This is a genomic window from Martinezella multihospitum, from assembly GCF_900094585.1.
GTDB lineage: Bacteria > Pseudomonadota > Alphaproteobacteria > Rhizobiales > Rhizobiaceae > Rhizobium > Rhizobium multihospitium.
Genome location: NZ_FMAG01000002.1, coordinates 779,463 through 801,086, shown reverse-complemented (window position 1 = coordinate 801,086; position 21,624 = coordinate 779,463). Strand labels below are relative to the sequence as shown.

Below are 21,624 nucleotides of genomic sequence, written 5' to 3'. Positions count from 1 at the left end.
TTGGCCCCTTTTGGATCTGAAGAATCGACGGGGCTAGCGCGAAGGAGCAAAATGATGAGCCTGAACCCCAGCCCCCTCTATGCAGCACCGGATGACTGGCGCGCCTATAGTGGTGTGCTGAGCCGGCGCATCTTCGCCTTCATCGTCGATTACATCATCGTCGCGCTGCTGTGCATTCCCGCGGCCGTGCTGCTGTTTTTCGTTTCGATCCTGACACTGGGGCTCGGCTTCTTCCTTTATCCGGTGCTGTTCGTTCTCGTTGCTGGCCTCTATTTCGGCTGGACACTCGGCGGCCCCTATCAGGCATCGCTCGGCATGCGCGCCATGGGCCTCACCATGGTTCGTGTCGACGGCCGTCGCATGGATTTCCTGACGGCGATCGTCCATCTGGCGCTGTTCTGGATCCTGAACTCCGTGTTGACGCCGCTTATCCTGCTGGTGGGTCTCTTCACCGACCGCAGCCGGCTTGTGCATGACCTGCTGCTCGGCACGGTCATCGCCCGGACGGCCTGAAACCACGCATAATCATGGGACACCGCATGATCTCCTGCGGAGCCATCGGGCGCGCGGGAGATTATTTCTGTGCATGGTCAATTAGGAAACTTCGATCTTTAGCGAAGGACGTAGTTGACGTTTTCTAAACTTGGGCCATGCTTGTAGAAAACGGGTGCCGAGAGAAAGGTCAATCAACGGCAGATGAACACGCAGTCGACGCCATCTCCGCAGTTTTATCTGACGGCACCGGCTTCCTGCCCGTACTTGCCGCACGAGATGGAACGCAAGGTCTTCACGCACCTTGTTGGTCCGCGTGCCGCGGAGATGAACGATATTCTGACCCAGGGTGGCTTCAGGCGCTCGCAGAACATCGCCTATCGTCCCGCCTGCGAATCCTGCAGGGCCTGCATATCGGTGCGCATCCTCGCCCAGGAGTTCGAGCCTACCCGATCGATGAAACGGGTGCTGACCGCCAACAGCGATATCATCGCCACCGAATTTCCGGCGCAGCCCTCCAGCGAACAATATTCGCTCTTCCGTCGCTATCTCGACTATCGCCACCAGCAAGGCGGCATGTCCGACATGACCGTGCTCGACTATGCGATCATGGTCGAGGATACGCATGTGAACACGCGAATCATCGAGTACCGCCGCCGCGAGGAAGGATCAGGCCTGGAACAGCGTCCGAAAGGCGAGCTATTGGCGGCCGCCTTGACCGACGTCATGAGCGACGGGCTGTCCATGGTCTATTCCTATTTCAATCCCGATCTCGACGAGCGATCCCTCGGCACCTTCATGATCCTTGATCATATCAAGCGGACGAAGGCCCTTGGGCTGCCGCATGTCTATCTCGGCTATTGGGTCAAGGGCTCGCGCAAGATGGACTATAAGACGCGTTTCCAGCCTCAGGAGCATCTCACCCCACGTGGCTGGGAACGCTTCGATCCTACCGCCGACGGCGACAAAGAAACCGTCCGCTGAATGTTCTCCCAGCTTTCGGATCACAAGAAGGGCCTGCTGCTGACGACGCTCGGCGGCTTGGCCCTGTCGATGGATATCCCCTTGATCCGGCTCTCCAGCGGCGAAGTCTGGTCGGTGCTGTCGGCACGCAGCCTTGCGACCATTGTCGTGGCGCTCGCCGCCCTTTTCGTCATCCGCCGTGTCACGGGTTCGCTGCACGGCGTATTGCCGGGCTGGCTGGGGCTTCCCGTCGGTTTCTTCTACGGGCTGACGACCATCACCTTTCTGCTTGCCGTCTATTATACGAAGGCGGCGAACGTGGTTTTCATCATTGCGTTGAACCCGATGTTCACCGCCCTGCTCTCGTGGGTCTTCCTCAAGGAACGCCCTGCCCTTTCGACCTTCGTCACCATGGCCGTTATGATCATCGGCGTCGGCCTGATTGTCGGAGATGGCATGGAGGGCGGCCATCTGCTTGGCGATGCGCTTTCCGTGCTCGCGTCGTTCTCCATCGCCTGCGCCATCACGATCAGCCGTGCCTCGGGCCGGGATATGGGTTTTGCCTCCCTGCTCGCAGCCGTCATTCCGGCGGCCGTCGGGCTCTATCACATGGTGCCGTCGGGCTTTTCCATCGACCATCCCGGCTGGATCCTGTTCGACGGCGCCGTGCTGATGCCGCTTTCCTTCTGGTGTCTTGCAACGGGCACGCGCTTTCTCTCGGCGCCGGAAGTGGCGATGTTTTATCTGCTCGAAACAATCCTCGCGCCGATCTGGGTCTGGATGATCTTTTCGGAGGCACCGACCAACATGACGCTTGCGGGCGGCGCGATATTGATCCTGGCGCTTGCCGCGCACTCGCTCTGGCAGGCGCGGGTCAAGGCAAGAGCGGCGTTGGCAGCGCAGGGTCTTGCGCATTGAAACAACGGCCATCCACTGTTATAACTTTGTTATTACATTGGAGCTGAGCCATGAACGTCACTATCCGCAAGATCGGCAATTCCGAAGGCGTGATTATTCCGAAGGAAATCCTTCATAGGCTCGGCCTGAAGAACGGCGATGCGTTGGAAATACGCGAAGTCAACGGCAACATCGAGTTGGTTCCGGAGCGCGCCGATCTTGCCGAGCAACTGCGGGCTGCGCGGCTTGGCATGCAGAAATATCGCGCTGCTCTGCGTGAACTCGCAAAGTGACCGAATACAAATGGCTCTCCCGCGAAGCCATCGAGATCATGCACGAGGAACAACTCACCGAGCATGGTGGCTTGCCGGGTTTAAAGGATGAAAATGCTTTGGAAGCGGCATTGGCCCGTCCGCTCAACAAGGCCGTATATGGCGAAAATGACGTATTCGCTCTGGCCGCCGGCTATCTTTATGGCCTGGTGCGGAACCATCCTTTTTCCGACGGCAACAAAAGAACCGGATATCTGGCGGCTTTCACATTTCTCTACATCAATGGCTATTTGATCGAGGCAGATGATGGGATGATCGTTGCGCTCGTATTGGGTGTGGCGGCTGGAGAAATCGATGAAATCGGCGCCACGCACTTCTTCAAAGACTTCTGTGTTCCGCTAGCCGGGTGACGGACTGCCGTATCCGTCACCCTCAGCGTTTTCGGTAAGGCTCAGGGCGTTCATCGCTGCAATCGACCCGCTGGGTCGATTGCTCGGGCTTTGCCCGACCGCTCCTCACCCCGAAAACCGGCCGCTTCTGGGGAAGCCCTTCGGCACGGCTCGACCGGCACCGGCGCGGTCGCCCAGCCATTCCACCAACTCGTCCTTCGTCTTGGTGAAGGTGCGGCCGGCGCTGTCTTCCCAGGTCAGGCCCTCGGCGATCAGGAAACACCTGATATCGGCGATGCCGCCATCCTTGTAGCGCTGCAGGCGAACGCCCTTGCCGCGCGACATTTCCGGCACTTGCGCCAACGGGAAGATGACCATCTTGCGGTTCTCGCCAACCACTGCGACGTGATCGCCGGAAATCGGAACCAATAGCTTCGTCTCATCGGGATAGGAGACGTTCATGATCTGCTTGCCCTTGCGAGTATTGGCGACCAGTTCCGCCTCGGCGACAATGAAGCCATTGCCTGCCGTCGATGCGATCATCTGCTTGCGCTGGGGATCGTGGACGAAGGCGGTCAGCACGTCCTGATCGTTTTCCATGTCGATCATGATGCGTAGCGGCTCGCCATGGCCGCGGCCGCCGGGCAGCTTGTCGCCGCCGAGCGTATAGGCCTTGCCGCCGGTAGTGATGATGAGGATCTTGTCCGTCGTCTGCGCCGGGAACGCGACCTTGAGACCGTCACCCTCCTTGAAGGTCAGCGAAGACGTATCGGAAATGTGGCCCTTGAGGGCGCGGATCCAGCCCTTTTCCGAGACGACGACCGTGATCGGTTCCTTCTCGATCATCGCCTGCTGGATGGCTGCATCATCGGCTTCGGGCGCTTCGGCAAACTGGGTACGGCGGCGGCCGATTTCCGTGGCCTTGGCGAATTTCTTCTTCACCTCGCCGATTTCCCAGGCAACCGTCTGCCACTGCTTCTCGTCCGAAGCGAGCAGTGCCTCGATGTCGGCTTTCTCCTTGGTCAGGCCGTCGAACTCCTTGCGGATTTCGAACTCTTCAAGCTTGCGCAAGGAGCGCAGCCGCATATTGAGGATCGCCTCGACCTGATTATCCGTGAGGCCGAACCGCTCCATCATCACGGGCTTCGGCTCGTCCTCCTCGCGGATGATGGCGATGACCTCATCGATGTTGAGATAGGCAACCAGCAAGCCGCCGAGAATTTCGAGGCGCTTTTCGATGGCCGCCAAGCGGAAGCGCGAACGGCGCAGCAAGACTTCGCGGCGGTGATCCAGCCACTCCTTCAGCACCTCGTTCAGGGCCATGACCCTGGGGATGCGGCCCATGGAGAGGACATTCATGTTGAGCGGGAAACGGCTTTCCAGCTCCGTCAGCTTGAACATCGATTCCATCAGGATCGTCGCGTCGACTGTGCGGCTTTTCGGCACGAGAACGACGCGGATATCCTCGGCGGATTCGTCACGGATGTCCTCAAGCAACGGCAGCTTGCGCGCCAGCAGCAGCTCGGCAATCTTTTCGATCAGCCGCGACTTCTGCACCTGGAACGGAATTTCCGTGACGACGATCTGATAGCCGCCGCGACCGAGGTCCTCGATCTCCCATTTGGACCGGACGCGGAAGCCGCCACGGCCGGTCTTGTAACTTTCTATGATGCTCTGCCGATCATCGATAATGATGCCGCCGGTCGGAAAGTCGGGACCTGGAATATACAGTTCAACCAGCTTCTCGACCGTCGCGTCGCGATCCTTGATCAGATGCAGGGCGGCATCGCAAAGCTCGTGAGCATTGTGTGGCGGAATGGAGGTCGCCATGCCGACGGCGATACCCGAAGAGCCGTTGGCGAGCAGATTGGGAAAAGCCCCAGGCAGAACGATCGGCTCGGAATTCGACTCGTCATAGGTGTCGCGGAAATCCACCGCATCCTGGTCGATGCCTTCGAGCAGCAGTTCGGAAACCGCCGTCATCTTGGATTCGGTGTAGCGCATCGCGGCAGGGCTATCGCCGTCGATATTGCCGAAATTGCCCTGGCCGTTGACCAGCGTATAGCGCTGCGAGAAATCCTGCGCCAGGCGCGCCAGCGCATCGTAGATCGATTGGTCGCCGTGCGGGTGATAGTTACCCATCACTTCGCCGACGATCTTGGCGCATTTGCGGAAGGCGGCATTGGGGCGCAGCCCCATCTCGCTCATCGCATACACGATACGGCGATGCACCGGCTTCAGCCCGTCACGGACGTCCGGAAGCGCGCGTTGCGTAATCGTCGACAAGGCATAGGCCAGGTAGCGCTCTTCGAGCGCCGCCTTCAGATCGACCGGAAGGATATTGTCGTCGCCGTCACTGGGCGGCGGTGTCAGATTTTTTCCCATGGCCCTTGACTATAAGAGATGGCGATTCACGGCAAGAAATCAGCGGAAAGCACCTGTGGATGAAGGCGTTTCAGGCATATTGCGGGGTGGCTATCGATACATTTTTGCTGCACTTGCACTCTACATTCATTGTCATTGGATTTTCAGAGAAAGATCAATATAAGTCAGCGCAGTACACGCTCAATCTGTACGCCCCCGCCTATATACCACCGGCTCAACGAGGAACGCCATCATGACTTTCTATCGGACCACGCGGCTGATGCTGTGCAGTGCCGCTATCCTGTCTTTCGCCAGCTCCGCCTTTGCGCTCGACGGCAATGATCTGCTGAAGAAGATCAACGACGTCTACGGCCAGCAGGGCGGTTCGATTGCTGCCACAGGCATCGACGTCGACGGAAGCACGGTGACGCTGAAGGGCGCGAGCTTCAAGGCGGCCAGCATGGAGGACAGCATTCCGCTCGGCGACATCACCCTTGATGGCGTCGAGGAAAACAATGGTGGCTACACGATCGAGGAAATCGATTTCGCGGATGTCGATTTCAGCAAGGACGGCGCCTCCGTTTCCGCCACCGACCTCAAGCTGAGCGGCGTCGAGATTCCGGCCGACACGAGCAAGGGCGACCTGAGCTCGCTGCTCTACTACAAGAGCGCCCATGCCGGCGCCGTGTCCGTGACCAAGGACGATACCGAGGTGTTCTCGATCGAGGGTGCCGACGCCAACATGAAGAAGCGCGACGACAAGTCGGGTCTCGACTTCGACGCCAAGATCAACGGCATCAAGGCCGATCTCAGCAAGGTCGACGATGCGAAGACCAAGGAGGCGATCGACGCGCTGAAGCTGCAGCAGATCGACGGCACTGTCTCCATGAAGGGCAGCTGGGAAATCGGCCCCGGCACGATCGACATCAGCGAATACTCCTTTGACTTCAGGGACATCGGCAAGCTGAACCTCGCCTTCAGCATTTCCGGCTACACGCCGGCCTTTGCCAAGTCGATGCAGGAAGCGCTTAAGACGGTTCGCTCCAACCCGAACCAGCAGGAAGCACAGCAGTCGGCCGGCCTCGCCATGCTCGGCCTGCTGCAGCAGCTCACCTTCAACAGTGCCCAGATCCGTTTCGACGATGCGTCGATCACCACGCGCGCACTCGATTTCGCTGGCAAGCAGCAGGGCGTCAGCGGCAAGCAGCTGGCCGATACGCTGAAGGCAATGACGCCGATCATGATGGCGCAGCTCAACGTTCCGGAACTGCAGAATGCCGTCTCCGCAGCGGTCAGCGCCTATCTCGACAATCCGAAAAGCCTGACGGTCACCGCTGCCCCCGGCAAGCCGGTGCCGGTGCCGATGATCATCGGTGCCGCCATGGGCGCGCCGACGACGATCCCGCAGGTCATCGGCCTCAAGGTCTCCTCGAACGACTAATCGGTCGTTCCCGAAGCCATTCCGAAACCCGGCGATCTCGGTAGCCGGGTTTTTCTTTGCCTTGGCTCAAGCCTCCCGCTGCAGCTGATACGTTTTCAGTTCGCTGAGCGCATGAGACAGGAGGGCAAGCAATTCTTCCGTCGTCGCACCGTCGCGGGCCTGAACGGACATGCCCTGCACTATTGCGCCCAGAAAGCGGGCGAGCGAGCGAGCGTCCGCATCCGGCCGCATGTCGCCCTCCGCGATACCGCGCTCGATGCGGGCGGTGAAGATGTCAAGCGTTTGCAGACGCATGGACGCAACGTGATGGGCGATCGGCTCGTTTTCCTCCGCACAGTTCAGCACCGCCGTCGATATCATGCAGCCTTTCGGATGCTCCGGGGCCGTGAAAATCCTGGCGGAATTCGTCAGAAAGCGTTCGAAGGCGGTTACCGTATCCAGCTTGTCCTGAAAGGGATTACCGGGCTCCGGCCGCGGCATGCGCCTATATTGATCGAGCGTCTCTCGATAAAGCTCCGCTTTCGAGCCGAAGGCGGCATAGAGGCTCTGTGGCGTGATGCCCATCGCGGCCGTCAGATCGGCGATGGAGGAGCCGTCATAGCCATGCTTCCAGAAGGTGTCCCTTGCCGAGGCAAGAACCGTCTCGCGATCGAAAGCCGGCGGGCGCCCACGCTTGCGCGGTGAAGAATTTTCCATCTCTTCCTTATTTTTCACAATGGTCACTCTAGAATTATTTCCCGACTTGAGTTATTCAGGAATGGTCATTGTGATTATAGAAGGTTTTGCGCCATGAGTCTTCCCCTGGAAAATTCCGCTCGTTCCGGCGACGACAGCCTTGCTGAAGGCGTCGATGCCGCGATCAATTCCGCCCTCGTGGACAAGAGGCTGGTCGGGACCGTCGTTCTGATCGCTCGCGACGGAGAACTGGCCTACACCCGCGCTGCCGGTCTGGCGGATCGAGAAAACAAAATAGCGATGCGCGAAGATGCCATCTTCCGCCTTGCCTCGGTCACCAAGCCGATCGTCACGATTGCCGCCATGCGGCTTGTCGAGCAGGGCCGCATCGGCCTCGACGACCCGATCACCAAATGGCTGCCGGATTTCCGGCCGCGGCTGCCCGATGGTGGAGAGGCCGTGATCCGTATCCACCATCTGCTCTCGCACACTGCGGGGCTGATCTACACCTTCGCAGAAGAGCCCGATGGCCCCTATCATCGCGCCGGTGTGTCCGACGGCCTCGATACGCCCGGCCGGTCGATTGCCGATAACCTCAAGCGCATCGCCAGCGCTCCCCTTGCCTTTGCACCCGGTGAGGGTTGGCACTATTCGCTGGCGATGGACGTGATCGGCGCCATCATCGAAAAGGAGACCGGCGGCGATCTCGGGAGCGCTGTTGCCGACCTCGTCATGAAACCGCTCGGCCTCTCCGACACCGCTTTCTCCGTGCGCGATAGCAGCCGCCTGGCAGCCGCCTATGTGAACGGTACTCCCGAGCCACAACGGATGGGGGATGAGGCTCTCGTCCCGATCTTCGATGGCGTGATCCGCTTCGCACCCGACAGGATATTCGATCCTGCTTCCTATCACTCCGGCGGCGCCGGTATGGCCGGAACGGCAAGCGACATCCTTGCCATTCTGGAAACGATCAGAAAGGGTGGAGCACCACTGCTGTCGGCAGAGACAGTGAAGACCATGATGGCCGATCAGGCAGGCGGCCATATGGAGGCTCAGCAAGCCGGTTTTGGCTTCGGCTACGGCTGGTCTGTCGTTGCGGATCCCGTTGTTGCTCAAGTGCCCTTCTCGGCTGGCACGATCAAATGGGGTGGCGTCTACGGCCACAGCTGGTTCGTCGATCCCGAGAAGAAGCTGACGGTCGTCGCACTGACCAACACGACGCTCGAAGGCATGTGGGGGCAGTTTACCACCGATGTGGCCAAAGCGGTCTATGCCGCGATCTAGCTGATATCGGCAAGCAAACAAAAACCCGGCGATTTCGGTCGCCGGGTTTTTCATTTCAGCAGGCTTGTAAAAGCCTCAGTCCTTCTTGACTGGCGGCACCGGGCGGATGGCCAGTTCGCGCAGCTGCGTCGGCGTTGCGGCCGAAGGAGCGCCCATCAGCAGATCCTGTGCCTGCTGGTTCATCGGGAACAGCGAGATCTCGCGCAGGTTCTTGGCGCCGACAAGGAGCATGACGATGCGGTCGATACCGAAGGCGGCGCCACCATGCGGCGGCGCACCATACTGGAAGGCACGATAGAGACCGCCGAAGCGCTCTTCGACGTCGGTCTGGCTGAGACCGACCTTTTCGAAGGCGGCGACCATGGTTTCCGGCGACTGGTTACGGATCGAGCCTGAAGCGATTTCGAAGCCGTTGCAGACGGCGTCGTACTGGAAGGCCTTGATCGTGAGGGGATCCTGGTTCTGCAGCGCCTCAAGGCCACCCTGCGGCATCGAGAACGGGTTGTGAGCGAAATCAATCTTCTTTTCTTCCTCGCTCCATTCGAAGAACGGGAAGTCGACGATCCAGCATAGCTCGAAACGGTCGCGATCGACCAGGTTCAGCTCTTCGCCGGCCCTGGTGCGGGCTTCACCGGCAAACTTGTAGAACTTGGAGGGATCGCCGGCGACGAAGAAGCAGGCGTCGCCGTCATCGAGGCCGAGCTGGGTGCGGATCGCATCCGTGCGCTCTTCGCCGATGTTCTTGGCGAGTGGGCCGGCGCCCTCGAGCTTTTCGCCTTCCTTGCGCCAAAAGATGTAGCCGAGGCCCGGCTGGCCCTGGCTCTGCGCCCAGGCATTCATGCGGTCGCAGAATGCGCGCGAGCCGCCGGTCTTGGCCGGGATGGCCCAGACTTCGACCTTCGGGTTGGAGGCGATCATGTTGGCGAAGACCTTGAAGCCGGAGCTGGCAAAATGCTCGGTAACGGCTTCCATGACGATCGGGTTGCGCAGATCCGGCTTGTCCGAGCCATATTTGCGGATGGCAACGTCATAGGGGATGCGCGGCCATTCCTTGGTGACCGGCTTGCCGTCGGCAAACTCTTCGAACACCTGGGTCATCAGCGGGCCCATGGTGTTCCAGACGTCTTCCTGCGTCACGAAGCTCATTTCGAGGTCGAGCTGGTAAAATTCGCCGGGCAGACGGTCGGCACGCGGATCTTCATCGCGGAAGCACGGCGCGATCTGGAAATAGCGGTCGAAGCCGGCAACCATCAGCAGCTGCTTGTACTGCTGCGGCGCCTGCGGCAGCGCGTAGAAGGTGCCGGGGTGAATACGGCTCGGCACGAGGAAGTCGCGAGCGCCTTCCGGCGACGAGGCCGTCAGGATCGGCGTCGTGTATTCGGTGAAGCCGACTTCGCCCATGTGACGACGCATGGAGGAGATGACCTGCGTGCGCTTGACGATGTTCCGGTGCAGCGTTTCGCGGCGAAGATCGAGGAAGCGATACTTCAGGCGAACGTCTTCCGGATAATCCGGCTCGCCGAAGACAGGCAGCGGCAGTTCCTTGGCGGCGGAGAGCACTTCGATCTCCTGAGCGTAAAGCTCGATCTCGCCGGTCGGCATGTTCTTGTTGACGGTGTCTTCCGTGCGCGCCTTTACCAGGCCATCGATGCGGATGACCCATTCGCCGCGAACGGTTTCAGCCAGCTTGAAGGCCGGAGAATCGGGGTCGGCAACGACCTGGGTGATGCCATAGTGATCGCGCAGGTCGATGAACAGCACGCCGCCATGATCTCGGACGCGATGAACCCAGCCGGAGATGCGAACGGTCGAACCGACGTCGGACTTGCGCAGGGCGGCGCATGTGTGGCTGCGATAGCGATGCATAATTATATATCCTGGACTTGGCGGGCGGTGGCGCAAGGACATGCAAACCCCTCGCCCGCCGACGAGAAAATCGGGCGGAAAAGCGCATGGTGCGCCCGATTTGTCAAGGCTCGAACGGTTGGCTGATCTCGCCCCCGGCGGGCGAGAAAGCAATTTCTTACATTTAGCCGCAAGGCTAAGTGTTAGAAATTGCAAGAGAGGGGGAAGGCAGAGCGCACCCAATCTCTTAATTCTACGAGCAAGAAAAAGACCCCCGCTCTTGCAATTTCAATGGCTTAGAAATTGCGCCAAGCTTCGGAACGCGTTCTACCTCCTGTTTCGCAATTCCTAAACCAGTGAAATTGCTTTCTCGCCCGCCAGGGGCGAGATAAGTCCGCGCTTGCCTCGTCCTCCATCTCATTCTCCAGTGTTTTTCGGCTCTGCGAGGATTGTTAGGCAAATTCCATCGAGATTCGTGACGATCTCATGGTTCCAGACCCGCAACGTGCGAAAACCTTGACATGAAAAGTAGACATCTCTCCTCGAGTCTTTCACGCTCTCAGCATGCTGCGCGCCATCGACTTCAACGATCAACCGCGCTTCGAAACATACAAAGTCAAGAATATAGCCATCAATCGGAACCTGTCGCTTGAATTTGAACCCCTCAAGCTGACTTCGACGCAAAGCTTGCCAAAGCATGTTTTCAGCCTTGGTGGCATCACTGCGCATTGCCCTGGCGAATTGGCGCAATCGATCCCGCACGTCGCGACGCATGGACTTTCCTGTTTCGGCGATTGCGCTCAAGAAAGCATACGGCTCTATCGAGATCCAGCATGACAATAGACATATCAGCACCCGCAAGTAGCCGCTGCGGCAGTTTGGCTACCTCAATGCTATTGCTGAACATCGCGGTCAACTTTAAACAGACATCCATATATCTTCGCCCCGGAGCATGACATGCCGATCCTTACCCGCCGCAATCTGCTCAAAGCTTCAGCCGTAGCTGGCGCCTATGGCGTCGGCCTCGGTATCGCTGGAAAGTTTGCGGGCAACGCGGCGGCGGCCGAGCCACTCACGCTGAAGACGGCCAAGATCGAGGCCAATCTCGCTGACGGCGGCGCGACCAAGAGCGTGCTGACCTATGGGGACGCCGGCATGCCGCCCGTCGTGCGGATGAAGAAGGGCGAAGCTTTTGCCGCGCGACTGGTCAACGGCATAGACGACCCGACGACCATCCACTGGCACGGCATTCGTCTGCCCAACAGTATGGACGGCGTGCCCTTCCTCACCCAGCCCTATGTCTATACCGGCGATCATTTCGACTACGCCTTCACGCCGCCCGATGCCGGCACCTTCTGGTATCACCCGCATTGCAACACGCTGGAGCAGATGGGCCACGGCATGACCGGCGTCATCGTGGTCGAAAACCCCAAGGATCCGACCTTCGATTCGGAAGTGGTACTCAATCTGCGCGATTGGCGGCTCGGCAGCGACGGCCAGTTCATTGCCCAGTTCCGCCCGCGCGATGCGGCGAAATCCGGCACCTACGGTACGGTCCGAACCGCCAACTGGCAGCAGCAGCCGCAATATGACGCTCCCTCCGGTGGCCTCGTGCGCCTGCGCATCGCCATCACCGATGTCACGCGCATCTACTCCTTCCGCATGGAGGGGGCCGACGCGACTGTGATCGCGATCGACGGCAATCCCGTACCGCAGCGCTTTCCGCTCGATCTCCTGCAGCTTGGGCCAGGGCAGCGACTGGAGCTTGCCGTGCGGATGCCCGACAGCGAAGGCGCGGTGGTCAAGCTCGAGGATATCAAGGGCACCGATCCGAAAGTGCTGGCGACCTTGAGATCTGTGGGCAGCTCGCTCAAGCGCGATGTCCGCGACCTGGCGCCACTCGAGGGCAATCCGGTGCAGAAGGCCGATCTCGGTTCCGCCACGCATCTTCCCCTAATCCTGAGTTCGACAGCGGAAAATACCGCTGACAACACCATCTGCGGCTCGCTCGGCTACAGCTTCTGGGCCATCAACAAGGTGCCGTGGCCGGGCGATACGCCGGACCCGACCGCGCCGCTTGCCGAACTCAAGCTCGGTAAGAGCTATGTGATCAACATGGAAAACGTGACGCCGCACAGCCATCCCATCCACCTGCACGGAATGAGCTTTACTGTTCTCTCCTCTTCGACGCGACCGGTGCAGCCCTTCGTGTCCGATACCTATCTGATCCAGCCGGATGAGAAGGTGCAGCTTGCCTTCGTCGCGGACAATCCCGGCGACTGGCTGCTGCATTGCCATATCATCGAGCATCAGAAGACGGGCATGACGAGTTATGTCCGCGTGGCGTGAGAGGGCCGAGAGCAGCTTCGATTGCAAGTGGTTTCGCTCGAAGCCGTCACAGTTCCTGGCAATTTCAGCGAAAAGCGAAATGCGGCAAAGGCTTTGTCCGCGAAAGTATTGACATATCCGGCTGAAAGGAGAAGGAAGTTAAAGAAGTATTTTACCATTGAATGTGTTGATATGATCGAAACTACCGCCCAATTGGAGGCGGCCTGCCAAGAGCTGGCCAAGTCGGAATTCATTACCATCGATACGGAATTCCTGCGAGAAACGACCTTCTGGCCGGAACTGTGTTTGATACAGATGGCAAGCCCCACCACCGAAGTGCTGGTGGACCCGCTGGCCAAGGGGCTGGATCTGGCACCCTTCTTCGAACTGATGGCCAATCCATCGGTCCTGAAGGTGTTTCATGCTGCCCGTCAGGATATCGAAATCATCTTCCATCGCGGCAACCTCATTCCGCATCCGATCTTCGACACGCAAGTTGCGGCGATGGTCTGCGGCTTCGGCGATTCGGTTTCCTACGATCAGCTCGTCAGCCGCATCAAGAACGTCCATATCGACAAGTCCTCGCGCTTTACCGACTGGAGCCGCCGGCCGCTCTCGGAAAAGCAGCTCGACTATGCCCTTGCCGACGTGACGCATCTGCGCGACGTCTATCTCTCGCTCAAGGAGCAATTGCAGCGCGAGGGCCGCGCCTCCTGGCTGCAGGAGGAGATGGCGATCCTCGAGGCTCGCGAGACCTATGACCTGCACCCCGACGATGCCTGGCAGCGGCTGAAGATGCGGCTGCGCAAGCCGCAGGAACTCGCCGTTCTCAAATATGTGGCTGCCTGGCGCGAACGCGAGGCGCGTGCCCGCAACGTCCCACGCGCCCGCGTGCTGAAGGACGACGCAATCTATGAGATCGCCCAGCAGCAACCGAAGGATACCGAGGCGCTTGCGCGGCTGCGCACCATTCCAAAGGGTTGGGAGCGCTCTGCCGCCGGTACGACAGTGCTCGAAGCAATCAACGCGGCGCTTGCGCTGCCAAAGGCCGAAATGCCGCATCCGCCGCGCCACCAGCAGGCTCCCGAGGGCACGGCAGCGGCTTCCGAATTGCTGAAGGTCCTTCTGAAGCTGATTGCCGAAAAGCATGGCGTCGCCCCGAAGGTCATCGCCAACAGCGACGATCTCGACAAGATCGCCGCCGAGGGCGAGAAGGCCGATGTCGCGGCTTTGACCGGCTGGCGACGGGATCTGTTCGGTGAAACGGCCTTGCAGTTGATCCAGGGTCAGGTGGCCCTGCGCTTCGTCGGCAAGCGGATCGAGACCGTCGCTCTCTAGCCGAGACATTCTTCTTTCCCGACGCGCAGCGATTGCGTATGATTCGCGGGTAGAGATGCCGGCCACCATCACGATTGCGCCGCAAATCTCGTGGAATGAACGTCTGATGTAATCGTTCTATTCGATGACGTTCCAGTTTGCCGGCGCAATCCCGCGCCGATGACAGGCGTCGCTTCTCGGCGGAAAAATGAATGGGCATTTTCCATTCGACGCGTAACTGGATTCTGACGTCGCTGTTCGTCGCTTCGACAGGCGTCATTTACGGCAAGCTGTTCTTTCCGCAGGCTCCGATGTATATAGGCGCAATCTTCGCTTTGTTCTGCGGGATGCCGCTGCTGGTCTTCGAACGCCGCATGATCCTGCCGCGACTGAACGACTGGATGCATCGCCTGCCGACGCCGGCCTTCATCCTTTCGGCACTCATCGTCGATTTCCTGCTGATGAGCGCCGGCTATGCCATGGCGGGCAGCCTCATGAAGCTGCTGGGGCTGGTCGACGGCTCCTGGAAAGACCTGACGCTGCTGAAGATAGACGTCTATCTCTATGCCGTCGTGGTGACGGCCATCGTCATTTTCATCGGCCGCGTGCGAGAGCTGCTCGGACGCGACGTCTTCTCCAGCCTGCTGACCGGCCGCTACCGCAATCCGGTGCAGGAGGAACGCGTCTTTCTGTTCGTCGATCTCGTAGGCTCCACCGCCTTTGCCGAGGAACATGGCGACCTGAAAACGCAGGCATTCCTTGGTGCGGTTTTCGGTGCCATCGCCGAGCCCGTTCGGCGGCACAAGGGCGCGATCGACGACTATATCGGCGATGCCGCCATCATCACCTGGCCGCTCCAGCGGGGCATCAAGAATGCCAATTGCGTGCGCTGCGTCTTCAATATCCTCGACGATATCGAAAAGAATGCCGAGACGTGGCTGAAATCCTACGGCAGGGTGCCACGTCTCAGGGCAGCTCTGCATGGCGGCAGCATCGTGACCGCCGAAATCGGTGTCGACCATCACAAGATCGCCTATTTCGGCGACACGGTGAACACGACAGCAAGGCTCGAATCCCTGTGCAAGACACTCGAGCGCCAGGTGCTGATTTCGAGCGATCTCGCCAGGCTGCTCGACCTTCCCGAAGCGATCATCAAGGAAGAACTCGGCGAACATGCCGTTCGCGGCCGCGACCAGCACCTCGGCGTCATCGCCCTTCACACACAGGACCGGCAGGCGCTGAAGACCGTTCGCGGTAGATCGTAAGCAATACAAATCTTCGGATGCGGTTCGACACTGCCACACGCCTGAGCTTCACATCCTATGGGTTGTCCACAGTCACCAAATCTTCACCTAAGCGTTAATACGCAGACATGGGTCGCCTGTTAAGCGGAGTTGTTTTTGCCACTCTCCGCCACAAGGTGACATGATGACCCGAATCCTTTCCGCCTCCACCGCACTCTTCCTTTTGCTCGCGGCCTCCGCGCAGGCAGACGACCAGCAGTTCAAGGCAAAGCTTGTCGGCCAGGCTATCCTGCCGGCCAACACCATCGCAGCCGCCCCTGCCGATGCGGCCGACTTCCTGAAAACGTCAGGCAAGTTCACCACTCCGGATCGCAAGCGCACCGATGCTCTCGGCACCGTGCCGGGCAAGGACGGCGCCCGCGTTACTGACTTGAAGCTGCCTTTCGCCGGCCAGCCGATCCAGGGCTTCTCCGGCATCAAGACCATGCCCGACGGTACGTTCTGGACGCTCTCCGACAACGGCTTCGGGTCCAAGCAGAATTCTTCCGACGCCATGCTTTTCCTGCACCAGCTGAAGTTCGACTGGGACGACGGCAAGGTCGAAGTCGTCAAGAACCTGTTCCTGTCCGACCCGAACAAGAAGGCCCCCTTCCCGATCGTCATGGAAGGCGCCGACAAGCGCTATCTGACAGGCGCCGATTTCGACATCGAATCGGTTCAACCGGTTGCCGACGGCTTCTGGATCGGCGACGAGTTCGGCCCCTACCTGCTGAAATTCGACACGAATGGCCAGCTGACCGACGTCTTCGCGACGACACTCGACGGCAAGCCGGTCATGTCTCCCGACAATCCGCTGATCCAGCTGCCAGGCAACCCGACGCAGAAGATGCCGGCCTTCAACCTGAAGCGCTCCGGCGGCTTCGAAGGTCTTGCCCTGTCGAAGGACGGCTCCAAACTCTATGGTTTGCTGGAAGGCCCGATCTACAAGGATGACGGCCAGATGGAGAGCGTCGACGGCAAGACGGCCATCCGTGTCATCGAATTCGACGTCGCCTCGAAGAGCTGGACCGGCCGCAGCTGGCTCTATCCCTTCGCCGACAAGGGCGTCTCGATCGGCGATTTCAACATGCTCGATGCAACGACGGCCCTGGTCATCGAGCGCGATAACGGCGCCGGCACCAAGGACAAGGCTTGCGCCGATCCCAAGCAGCCGAAGCCGGATTGCTTCGAGGCTCCGGCCGAGCTGAAGCGCGTCTACAAGATCGAGTTCAGCGACGCCAATGTCGGCAAGTCCGTCCGCAAGATCGGCTATATCGACCTGCTGCGCATCGAAGATCCGGATCACAAGCGTCGCCAGGGCGGCGGCGAAGGCTTCTACGATATGCCCTTCGTTACCATCGAGAATGTCGACCGCGTCGATGCCACGCACATCATCATTGGCAACGACAACAACCTGCCCTTCTCGGCAGGCCGCGCCGTCGACAAGGCTGACGACAATGAATTCAGCCTGCTTGAAGTCGGCGATTTCCTGAACGCGAAGTAAGTCGCAATGAAACCATCTCTCCCTGCCCTGCGGGGAGAGACATCAGGCCTATTCGAAGCAGAAGGCCAGCCGGCGGTTGGTGAGCTTGCCGAGCTGCTGCAAGCGCCCGTCCAGTCGCTCGCCGGCGAAGTCGTGATACTCGGCAGGAACGACGAATTCGAGATCCAGATCCGGATTTGTCGAACGGCGGAACGACAGGTTGCGCACGATGCCGGGCATCGATGCCGAAAACAGGTAGACCACCCGCAGCAAGCCGCCGAGCAGCTTGGCCCGTTCGATGTAGAGCGGTGTGGCTATCGTCGCCAGCGGCTCGGTCGCTCCGTCGTCGTTCAATCCCTCGAAACGGTAGTAGTTTGCAAGTGCGATGAAGGCGCGACCGGCATGGGTGATGCCGACGAAGGAGGTGTGGGCGATGATATTTAGCGCCTGCAGGCCGCGATAATCCGGATGGGCACGCCAGCTGATGTCGGCGAGCAAGCAAGCTGCCTGGCGATAGCGGCTTTCCTCGTCGGTCTCGGTGATGCCGAAGAACGGCATCATCCGCCCGGTCCATTCCGCAAGTTCGCGGGCATGTTCCGGCGAACGCGCACGCAGGATGGCAAGCTCGCCGGCTGCGGTGAGCAGCGGATCGCTGTTGCGCTCGGCCTCGGTCAACAAAGAGTAGAGGTAGCCTTCGCGCACGCCCTGGGCGGAGAAGGAGATGACGGACGGCTTCATCGCCGCCAGCACTTCGCGCATCGCGACCGCGCCGAAGGGCAGCAGCGAACGACGATGCTTGGACACCGCCTGCAGCGCCGGGTCCTTCGAATCCTTCGATTCGACGATCTGATCCAGGAAGCGGATCATATCGTCGAGCGGCACTTCATAGCCCTGCATCATGTGGAGCGGGTATTTGCGGATTTCCATGTGCAGCTTGGCGATGTTTCGCCATGTACCGCCAACCGCATAGAAGGTGCGGCTCTCGCCCTTGCTCAGGAGCTTGGCCGTCTTGACGTGCTTGCGCGCGAAGCTGCGTGCCTTTTCGATCGAGCCGCCAGCATATTCGGAGAGGCGCAGACCGCCGAGCGGCAGCGTAATGCCCTTGCCGATTTCGCGATCCTTGATGTCGATCAGCTCCAGCGAGCCGCCGCCGAGGTCACCGGCGATGCCATCGGGATGGAAGAAGCCGCTGATAATGCCGAGCGCAGAAAAGCGCGCTTCCTCTTCGCCAGACAGCACGCGCACCTTGCGCTGGAGGATGGCTTCGGCCTGATGGATGAAATGGGGACCGTTGCTGGCTTCGCGCGCGGCGGCCGTTGCCAGGACGTAGATGGTGGAGGCACGCGCCTGATCCGACAGCGCCTTGAAGCGATGCAGCGCGGCAAGCGCCCGCGCCACGCTTTCCTCGTCCATCTTCCCCGTCAGCGCTATGCCTTTGCCGAGGCCGCACAGCACTTTTTCGTTGAAGAGGATGGTCGGCGACCGCGAATGGCCTTCATAAACGACAAGACGGACCGAGTTCGACCCGATATCGACAACGGAGACAGGGGCGATGCCCGGAAGACGCCCCTGGGCTTCTGATTCAACCATGCAGGTCCAATTTATTTGTTGCGGCCCGACAGCAGCCCAGCGATGAGTTTCGGTGCGCTGGATTTCAAAGCTTCACCACGGCCCGACAGGCTGGGGTTGGTCATGAAATACTGCTGCGCATTAAATGGCTCTTTTCCCTGGCGCACTTCCATGCGCCGTGAAGTCCCGTCCGGCAATATCTCGTAGCTTTGCTGATTGTCAATGATATTGCCCAGCATGATCTGCGAAAGCACCTGTTCGTGCACGGTCTTATTGGTGAGCGGCACGAGGGTTTCTACGCGGCGATCGAGGTTTCTCGGCATCATGTCAGCAGAGCCAATATAGACCAGAGCCTTGTCCGACGGCAGGCCATGACCATCGCCGAAGCAGAAGATGCGGCTGTGCTCGAGGAAGCGGCCGACGATCGACTTAACGCGGATCCTTTCCGAAAGGCCGGGGATCTGCGGACGCAGGCAGCAGATGCCGCGCACGACCAGATCGATCTCGACGCCGGCATTGCTGGCGCGATAGAGGGCGTCGATGATGTCGGGATCGACGAGCGAATTCATCTTCATCCAGATCGCGCCCGGACGGCCGTTCTTGGCGTGCTCGATCTCGCCTTCGATATGCTGAAGGATGCGCGGCCGCAGCGTATAGGGCGAAACCGCAATCTTCATGCCCTGTTCCGGCTCACCGTAACCGGTGATGAAGTTGAAGATGTTCGCCATGTCGTGGGCGATGGTCGGATCACAAGTAAAATAGGACAGGTCGGTGTAAATCTTGGCGGTGACCGGATGATAGTTGCCGGTGCCGAGATGGCAGTAGGTGCGCAACTTGCCATCTTCGCGGCGGACAACCATCGACATCTTCGCGTGTGTCTTAAGCTCGATGAAGCCGAAGACGACCTGCACGCCGGCGCGCTCAAGGTCGCGTGCCCAGCGGATGTTCGCTTCTTCATCGAAGCGGGCCTTGAGCTCCACCAGCGCGGTCACGGACTTGCCCATGTCGGCGGCGTCGATCAACGCGCGGACGATCGGGCTGTCATTCGAGGTACGGTAGAGCGTCTGCTTTATCGCCAGAACGTCAGGATCCCTAGCAGCCTGGAGAAGGAACTGGACCACCACGTCGAAGGATTCGTAGGGGTGGTGGACGACCATGTCCTTTTCGCGGATGGCGGCGAAGCAATCGCCGGCGTGTTCACGGACGCGCTCAGGAAATCGGGCATTGTAGGGCTCGAAACGCAGATCGTCGCGCGGCGCCTTGCAGATTTCGGAGAGCGTGTTGAGCGCGAGCAGACCCGGCAGAACCGCAATACGGTTTTCCGGTACGTTCAGCGATTCCACCACGAACTGGCGAAGCTCGAGCGGCATTTCGGAATCGGTCTCGATACGGATCACGGAACCGCGGCGGCGGCGCTTCAGCGCCGTTTCGAAGAAGCGCACCAGGTCTTCAGCCTCTTCCTCGACTTCGATATCGCTATCGCGGATGATGCGGAAGGTACCCGAACCCTGCACCTCATAGCCGGGATAGAGCCGGTGGATGAAGATGTTCACCACGTCTTCGAGCGTGATGTAGCGGATGACATTGCTGGCATCCGGCAGGCGCACGAAGCGGTCGAGCGCCGGCGGCAGGCGCAGCAGCGCCGTCATCGGCTCGCGGCCGTTCATGCTCTTCAGCTGCAGCGCGATCGAGAAGCCGAGATTCGGAATGAAGGGGAAAGGATGCGCCGGGTCGATGGACAGCGGCGTCAGAACCGGGAAGATCGCCTGTTCGAACTCGGTGTGCAGCCACTGCCGATCCATATCGGAAAGGGCAGCCGGGCGGACGATCAGAATATCTTCCTTCGCGAGATATTGCTGCAGGACGGCCAGCGAAGCCTGCTGCTCCATCTGCAGATTGTCGATCTCGCGCAGGATATCGTCGAGCTGCTCGGCGGGCGTCTTGCCATCCGGGGTACGCACCAGAATCTTCTGGCGGACCTGGCCTTCGAGGCCGGCGACGCGCACCATGAAGAATTCATCGAGGTTGGCTGCGGAAATGGAGAGGAAGCGAACGCGCTCCAGCAGTGGATGGGCCGTGTTCAACGTCTCTTCAAGGACGCGGCGATTGAACTGCAGCCAGGAAAATTCACGATTGATGAAGCGTTCGGGGCTGGTCATCAGTTCACTGACGGGTGGGTTTGCCTCAGGGGCGTCCTGGTTGGCGTCCTGATGTTCCGTGAGTGCCGAGTCCATGTTCCACCTACCCTCTTCTAATCTTGTGCCACGTATATCAGTTTGACGACGGAACTGTGACAGTCGATGTCGACTCAATCCGGCTGACCGGAGCTACCCAGTTCGTTCAGGACCTCAGCGGCCAACAGGCGCGTGATCCTCGTTCCCCGTCCAAGTGCCAGCCGGTCTAGCCTGTCGACGATCAGCTGCGCTGCGTTCAAGGAACGCTCCATGCGATTGACGATATAAAGGACGAGTTTGTCATCGATATAAAGCTGGCGATCGGCAAAGAGCTTGACGATCACCTGCGACAGCAATTCCTCGTCCGGCTCGCCAATCTCGACCACGGTCGCAGCCTTCAGGCGGGAGCGCAGGTCGGGCAACGTCACCGGCCATGACATCGGCCAAAGCCGGCTCGTCATCAAGAGGCTGGTGCCGTTTTCGCGCACGCTGTTGATGACATGGAAAAGCTCCGTGTCGTCAAAACCGAGGCGATCCACGTCTTCGAAGATGACAGGGCCATTGGCCGCTGCGACTGCGGCATCGGAGCCGGCGACGGGATGAATGTGGACGGCGGCGCAACGCTCGCTCCAGATGCTGGCGAGATGCGATTTGCCCGAGCCCACGGGACCGGCCAGGATGACGACCGGCGACGGCCAATTCGGCCAGGAATCGACGATCTTCACGGCCGCGTGCAAGGGATCGGCAACGAGCAGATCGTCGCGTCCGTTGGCGGGATCGTGCGTAAAGGCCAAGGGCAGCTGTTCGGCGGCCTTGCGCCTGAGATCAGCGTTCTTTGCGTCGGTCAT

General features: G+C 59.9%; 18 protein-coding genes. 11 read left to right on the top strand and 7 right to left on the bottom strand.

What is annotated here, in order from left to right; genetic code table 11:
* The first annotated feature begins 54 nt into the window (after nt 1-54).
* The 5 genes from GA0061103_RS10730 to GA0061103_RS10710 all read left to right on the top strand — a co-directional run bounded on the left by GA0061103_RS10730 (nt 55) and on the right by GA0061103_RS10710 (nt 3,034).
* Complete coding sequence (locus tag GA0061103_RS10730) at nt 55-513, top strand: RDD family protein (RefSeq protein ID WP_075852219.1); 459 nt, start codon at nt 55-57, stop codon at nt 511-513.
* 183 nt (nt 514-696) lie between these two features.
* Entirely contained in the window at nt 697-1,476 is a 780-nt protein-coding gene (locus GA0061103_RS10725) for an arginyltransferase (protein ID WP_092710709.1), read from the top strand.
* Nucleotides 1,477-2,373, top strand: coding sequence for a DMT family transporter (locus GA0061103_RS10720; protein WP_092710706.1), 897 nt, complete (start codon nt 1,477-1,479; stop codon nt 2,371-2,373). It abuts the gene before it with no gap.
* 50 nt (nt 2,374-2,423) lie between these two features.
* A complete protein-coding gene (locus GA0061103_RS10715; RefSeq protein WP_092710703.1) occupies nt 2,424-2,645 on the top strand; it encodes an AbrB/MazE/SpoVT family DNA-binding domain-containing protein in 222 nt (73 codons plus the stop codon).
* Nucleotides 2,642-3,034, top strand: a complete 393-nt coding sequence (locus GA0061103_RS10710) for a type II toxin-antitoxin system death-on-curing family toxin (RefSeq protein WP_092710700.1) — start codon at nt 2,642-2,644, stop codon at nt 3,032-3,034. Before GA0061103_RS10715 ends, GA0061103_RS10710 begins: the two co-directional genes overlap by 4 nt.
* Nucleotides 3,035-3,139: 105 nt before the next feature.
* Here the strand turns inward: GA0061103_RS10710 and parC are convergent, their stop codons facing one another.
* On the bottom strand, nt 3,140-5,398 hold the full coding sequence (gene parC / locus GA0061103_RS10705; protein WP_092710697.1) for a DNA topoisomerase IV subunit A: 2,259 nt from the start codon (nt 5,396-5,398) through the stop codon (nt 3,140-3,142).
* A 232-nt stretch (nt 5,399-5,630) separates the two neighbouring features.
* On the opposite strand from parC, the gene GA0061103_RS10700 reads away from it, so the two are divergent.
* Nucleotides 5,631-6,818: a hypothetical protein gene (locus GA0061103_RS10700; RefSeq protein WP_092710694.1), complete on the top strand. Its 1,188-nt coding sequence runs from the start codon at nt 5,631-5,633 to the stop codon at nt 6,816-6,818.
* 66 nt (nt 6,819-6,884) lie between these two features.
* Here GA0061103_RS10700 and GA0061103_RS10695 read toward each other — a convergent pair whose 3' ends face one another.
* A complete protein-coding gene (locus tag GA0061103_RS10695) occupies nt 6,885-7,541 on the bottom strand; it encodes a TetR/AcrR family transcriptional regulator (protein WP_208603506.1) in 657 nt (218 codons plus the stop codon).
* Between the two features lie 66 nt (nt 7,542-7,607).
* Between GA0061103_RS10695 and GA0061103_RS10690 the strand changes: the two genes are divergently transcribed.
* Complete coding sequence (locus GA0061103_RS10690) at nt 7,608-8,777, top strand: serine hydrolase domain-containing protein (protein WP_092710691.1); 1,170 nt, start codon at nt 7,608-7,610, stop codon at nt 8,775-8,777.
* A gap of 75 nt (nt 8,778-8,852) precedes the next feature.
* On the opposite strand, the gene aspS is transcribed toward GA0061103_RS10690, so the two are convergent.
* Nucleotides 8,853-10,643 (bottom strand): aspartate--tRNA ligase, encoded by a 1,791-nt coding sequence (gene aspS, locus GA0061103_RS10685; protein ID WP_092710688.1) that lies wholly within the window; start codon nt 10,641-10,643, stop codon nt 8,853-8,855.
* 396 nt (nt 10,644-11,039) lie between these two features.
* Nucleotides 11,040-11,396 carry an endonuclease domain-containing protein gene (locus GA0061103_RS10680; protein ID WP_092710685.1) on the bottom strand — a complete coding sequence of 119 codons (357 nt, stop codon included), beginning with the start codon at nt 11,394-11,396 and terminating at the stop codon, nt 11,040-11,042.
* Nucleotides 11,397-11,579: 183 nt separating this feature from the next.
* Here GA0061103_RS10680 and GA0061103_RS10675 point away from each other — a divergent pair, with 183 nt between their 5' ends.
* From GA0061103_RS10675 to GA0061103_RS10660, 4 genes are all read left to right on the top strand, one after another.
* A complete protein-coding gene (locus GA0061103_RS10675) occupies nt 11,580-12,971 on the top strand; it encodes a multicopper oxidase family protein (RefSeq protein WP_092710682.1) in 1,392 nt (463 codons plus the stop codon).
* Between the two features lie 171 nt (nt 12,972-13,142).
* On the top strand, nt 13,143-14,288 hold the full coding sequence (gene rnd, locus GA0061103_RS10670; RefSeq protein WP_092710679.1) for a ribonuclease D: 1,146 nt from the start codon (nt 13,143-13,145) through the stop codon (nt 14,286-14,288).
* A gap of 191 nt (nt 14,289-14,479) precedes the next feature.
* Entirely contained in the window at nt 14,480-15,532 is a 1,053-nt protein-coding gene (locus GA0061103_RS10665; RefSeq protein ID WP_092710676.1) for an adenylate/guanylate cyclase domain-containing protein, read from the top strand.
* A gap of 163 nt (nt 15,533-15,695) precedes the next feature.
* The gene (locus tag GA0061103_RS10660; protein ID WP_092711248.1) at nt 15,696-17,054 is read left to right on the top strand and encodes an esterase-like activity of phytase family protein; all 1,359 of its coding nucleotides are present in this window, start codon (nt 15,696-15,698) and stop codon (nt 17,052-17,054) included.
* A 48-nt stretch (nt 17,055-17,102) separates the two neighbouring features.
* On the opposite strand, the gene ppx is transcribed toward GA0061103_RS10660, so the two are convergent.
* From ppx to hdaA, 3 genes are all read right to left on the bottom strand, one after another.
* Entirely contained in the window at nt 17,103-18,623 is a 1,521-nt protein-coding gene (ppx, locus tag GA0061103_RS10655) for an exopolyphosphatase (RefSeq protein ID WP_092710673.1), read from the bottom strand.
* 11 nt (nt 18,624-18,634) lie between these two features.
* Nucleotides 18,635-20,836: an RNA degradosome polyphosphate kinase gene (locus GA0061103_RS10650; protein ID WP_092710670.1), complete on the bottom strand. Its 2,202-nt coding sequence runs from the start codon at nt 20,834-20,836 to the stop codon at nt 18,635-18,637.
* A 74-nt stretch (nt 20,837-20,910) separates the two neighbouring features.
* On the bottom strand, nt 20,911-21,624 hold the full coding sequence (gene hdaA / locus GA0061103_RS10645) for a DnaA regulatory inactivator HdaA (protein ID WP_092710668.1): 714 nt from the start codon (nt 21,622-21,624) through the stop codon (nt 20,911-20,913).

Excerpts from the sequence above, each read along its gene's own strand:
- GA0061103_RS10675 (WP_092710682.1), top strand. The coding sequence starts at position 11,580 with ATGCCGATCCTTACCCGCCGCAATCTGCTCAAAGCTTCAGCCGTAGCT.
- GA0061103_RS10680 (WP_092710685.1), bottom strand. The coding sequence starts at position 11,396 with ATGCGTCGCGACGTGCGGGATCGATTGCGCCAATTCGCCAGGGCAATG.
- GA0061103_RS10650 (WP_092710670.1), bottom strand. The coding sequence starts at position 20,836 with ATGGACTCGGCACTCACGGAACATCAGGACGCCAACCAGGACGCCCCT.
- GA0061103_RS10660 (WP_092711248.1), top strand. The coding sequence starts at position 15,696 with ATGACCCGAATCCTTTCCGCCTCCACCGCACTCTTCCTTTTGCTCGCG.
- aspS (WP_092710688.1), bottom strand. The coding sequence starts at position 10,643 with ATGCATCGCTATCGCAGCCACACATGCGCCGCCCTGCGCAAGTCCGAC.
- GA0061103_RS10700 (WP_092710694.1), top strand. The coding sequence starts at position 5,631 with ATGACTTTCTATCGGACCACGCGGCTGATGCTGTGCAGTGCCGCTATC.
- GA0061103_RS10665 (WP_092710676.1), top strand. The coding sequence starts at position 14,480 with ATGGGCATTTTCCATTCGACGCGTAACTGGATTCTGACGTCGCTGTTC.
- GA0061103_RS10730 (WP_075852219.1), top strand. The coding sequence starts at position 55 with ATGAGCCTGAACCCCAGCCCCCTCTATGCAGCACCGGATGACTGGCGC.
- GA0061103_RS10715 (WP_092710703.1), top strand. The coding sequence starts at position 2,424 with ATGAACGTCACTATCCGCAAGATCGGCAATTCCGAAGGCGTGATTATT.
- GA0061103_RS10725 (WP_092710709.1), top strand. The coding sequence starts at position 697 with ATGAACACGCAGTCGACGCCATCTCCGCAGTTTTATCTGACGGCACCG.
- GA0061103_RS10720 (WP_092710706.1), top strand. The coding sequence starts at position 1,477 with ATGTTCTCCCAGCTTTCGGATCACAAGAAGGGCCTGCTGCTGACGACG.
- ppx (WP_092710673.1), bottom strand. The coding sequence starts at position 18,623 with ATGGTTGAATCAGAAGCCCAGGGGCGTCTTCCGGGCATCGCCCCTGTC.
- hdaA (WP_092710668.1), bottom strand. The coding sequence starts at position 21,624 with ATGACCGACGCAAAGAACGCTGATCTCAGGCGCAAGGCCGCCGAACAG.
- rnd (WP_092710679.1), top strand. The coding sequence starts at position 13,143 with ATGATCGAAACTACCGCCCAATTGGAGGCGGCCTGCCAAGAGCTGGCC.
- parC (WP_092710697.1), bottom strand. The coding sequence starts at position 5,398 with ATGGGAAAAAATCTGACACCGCCGCCCAGTGACGGCGACGACAATATC.
- GA0061103_RS10690 (WP_092710691.1), top strand. The coding sequence starts at position 7,608 with ATGAGTCTTCCCCTGGAAAATTCCGCTCGTTCCGGCGACGACAGCCTT.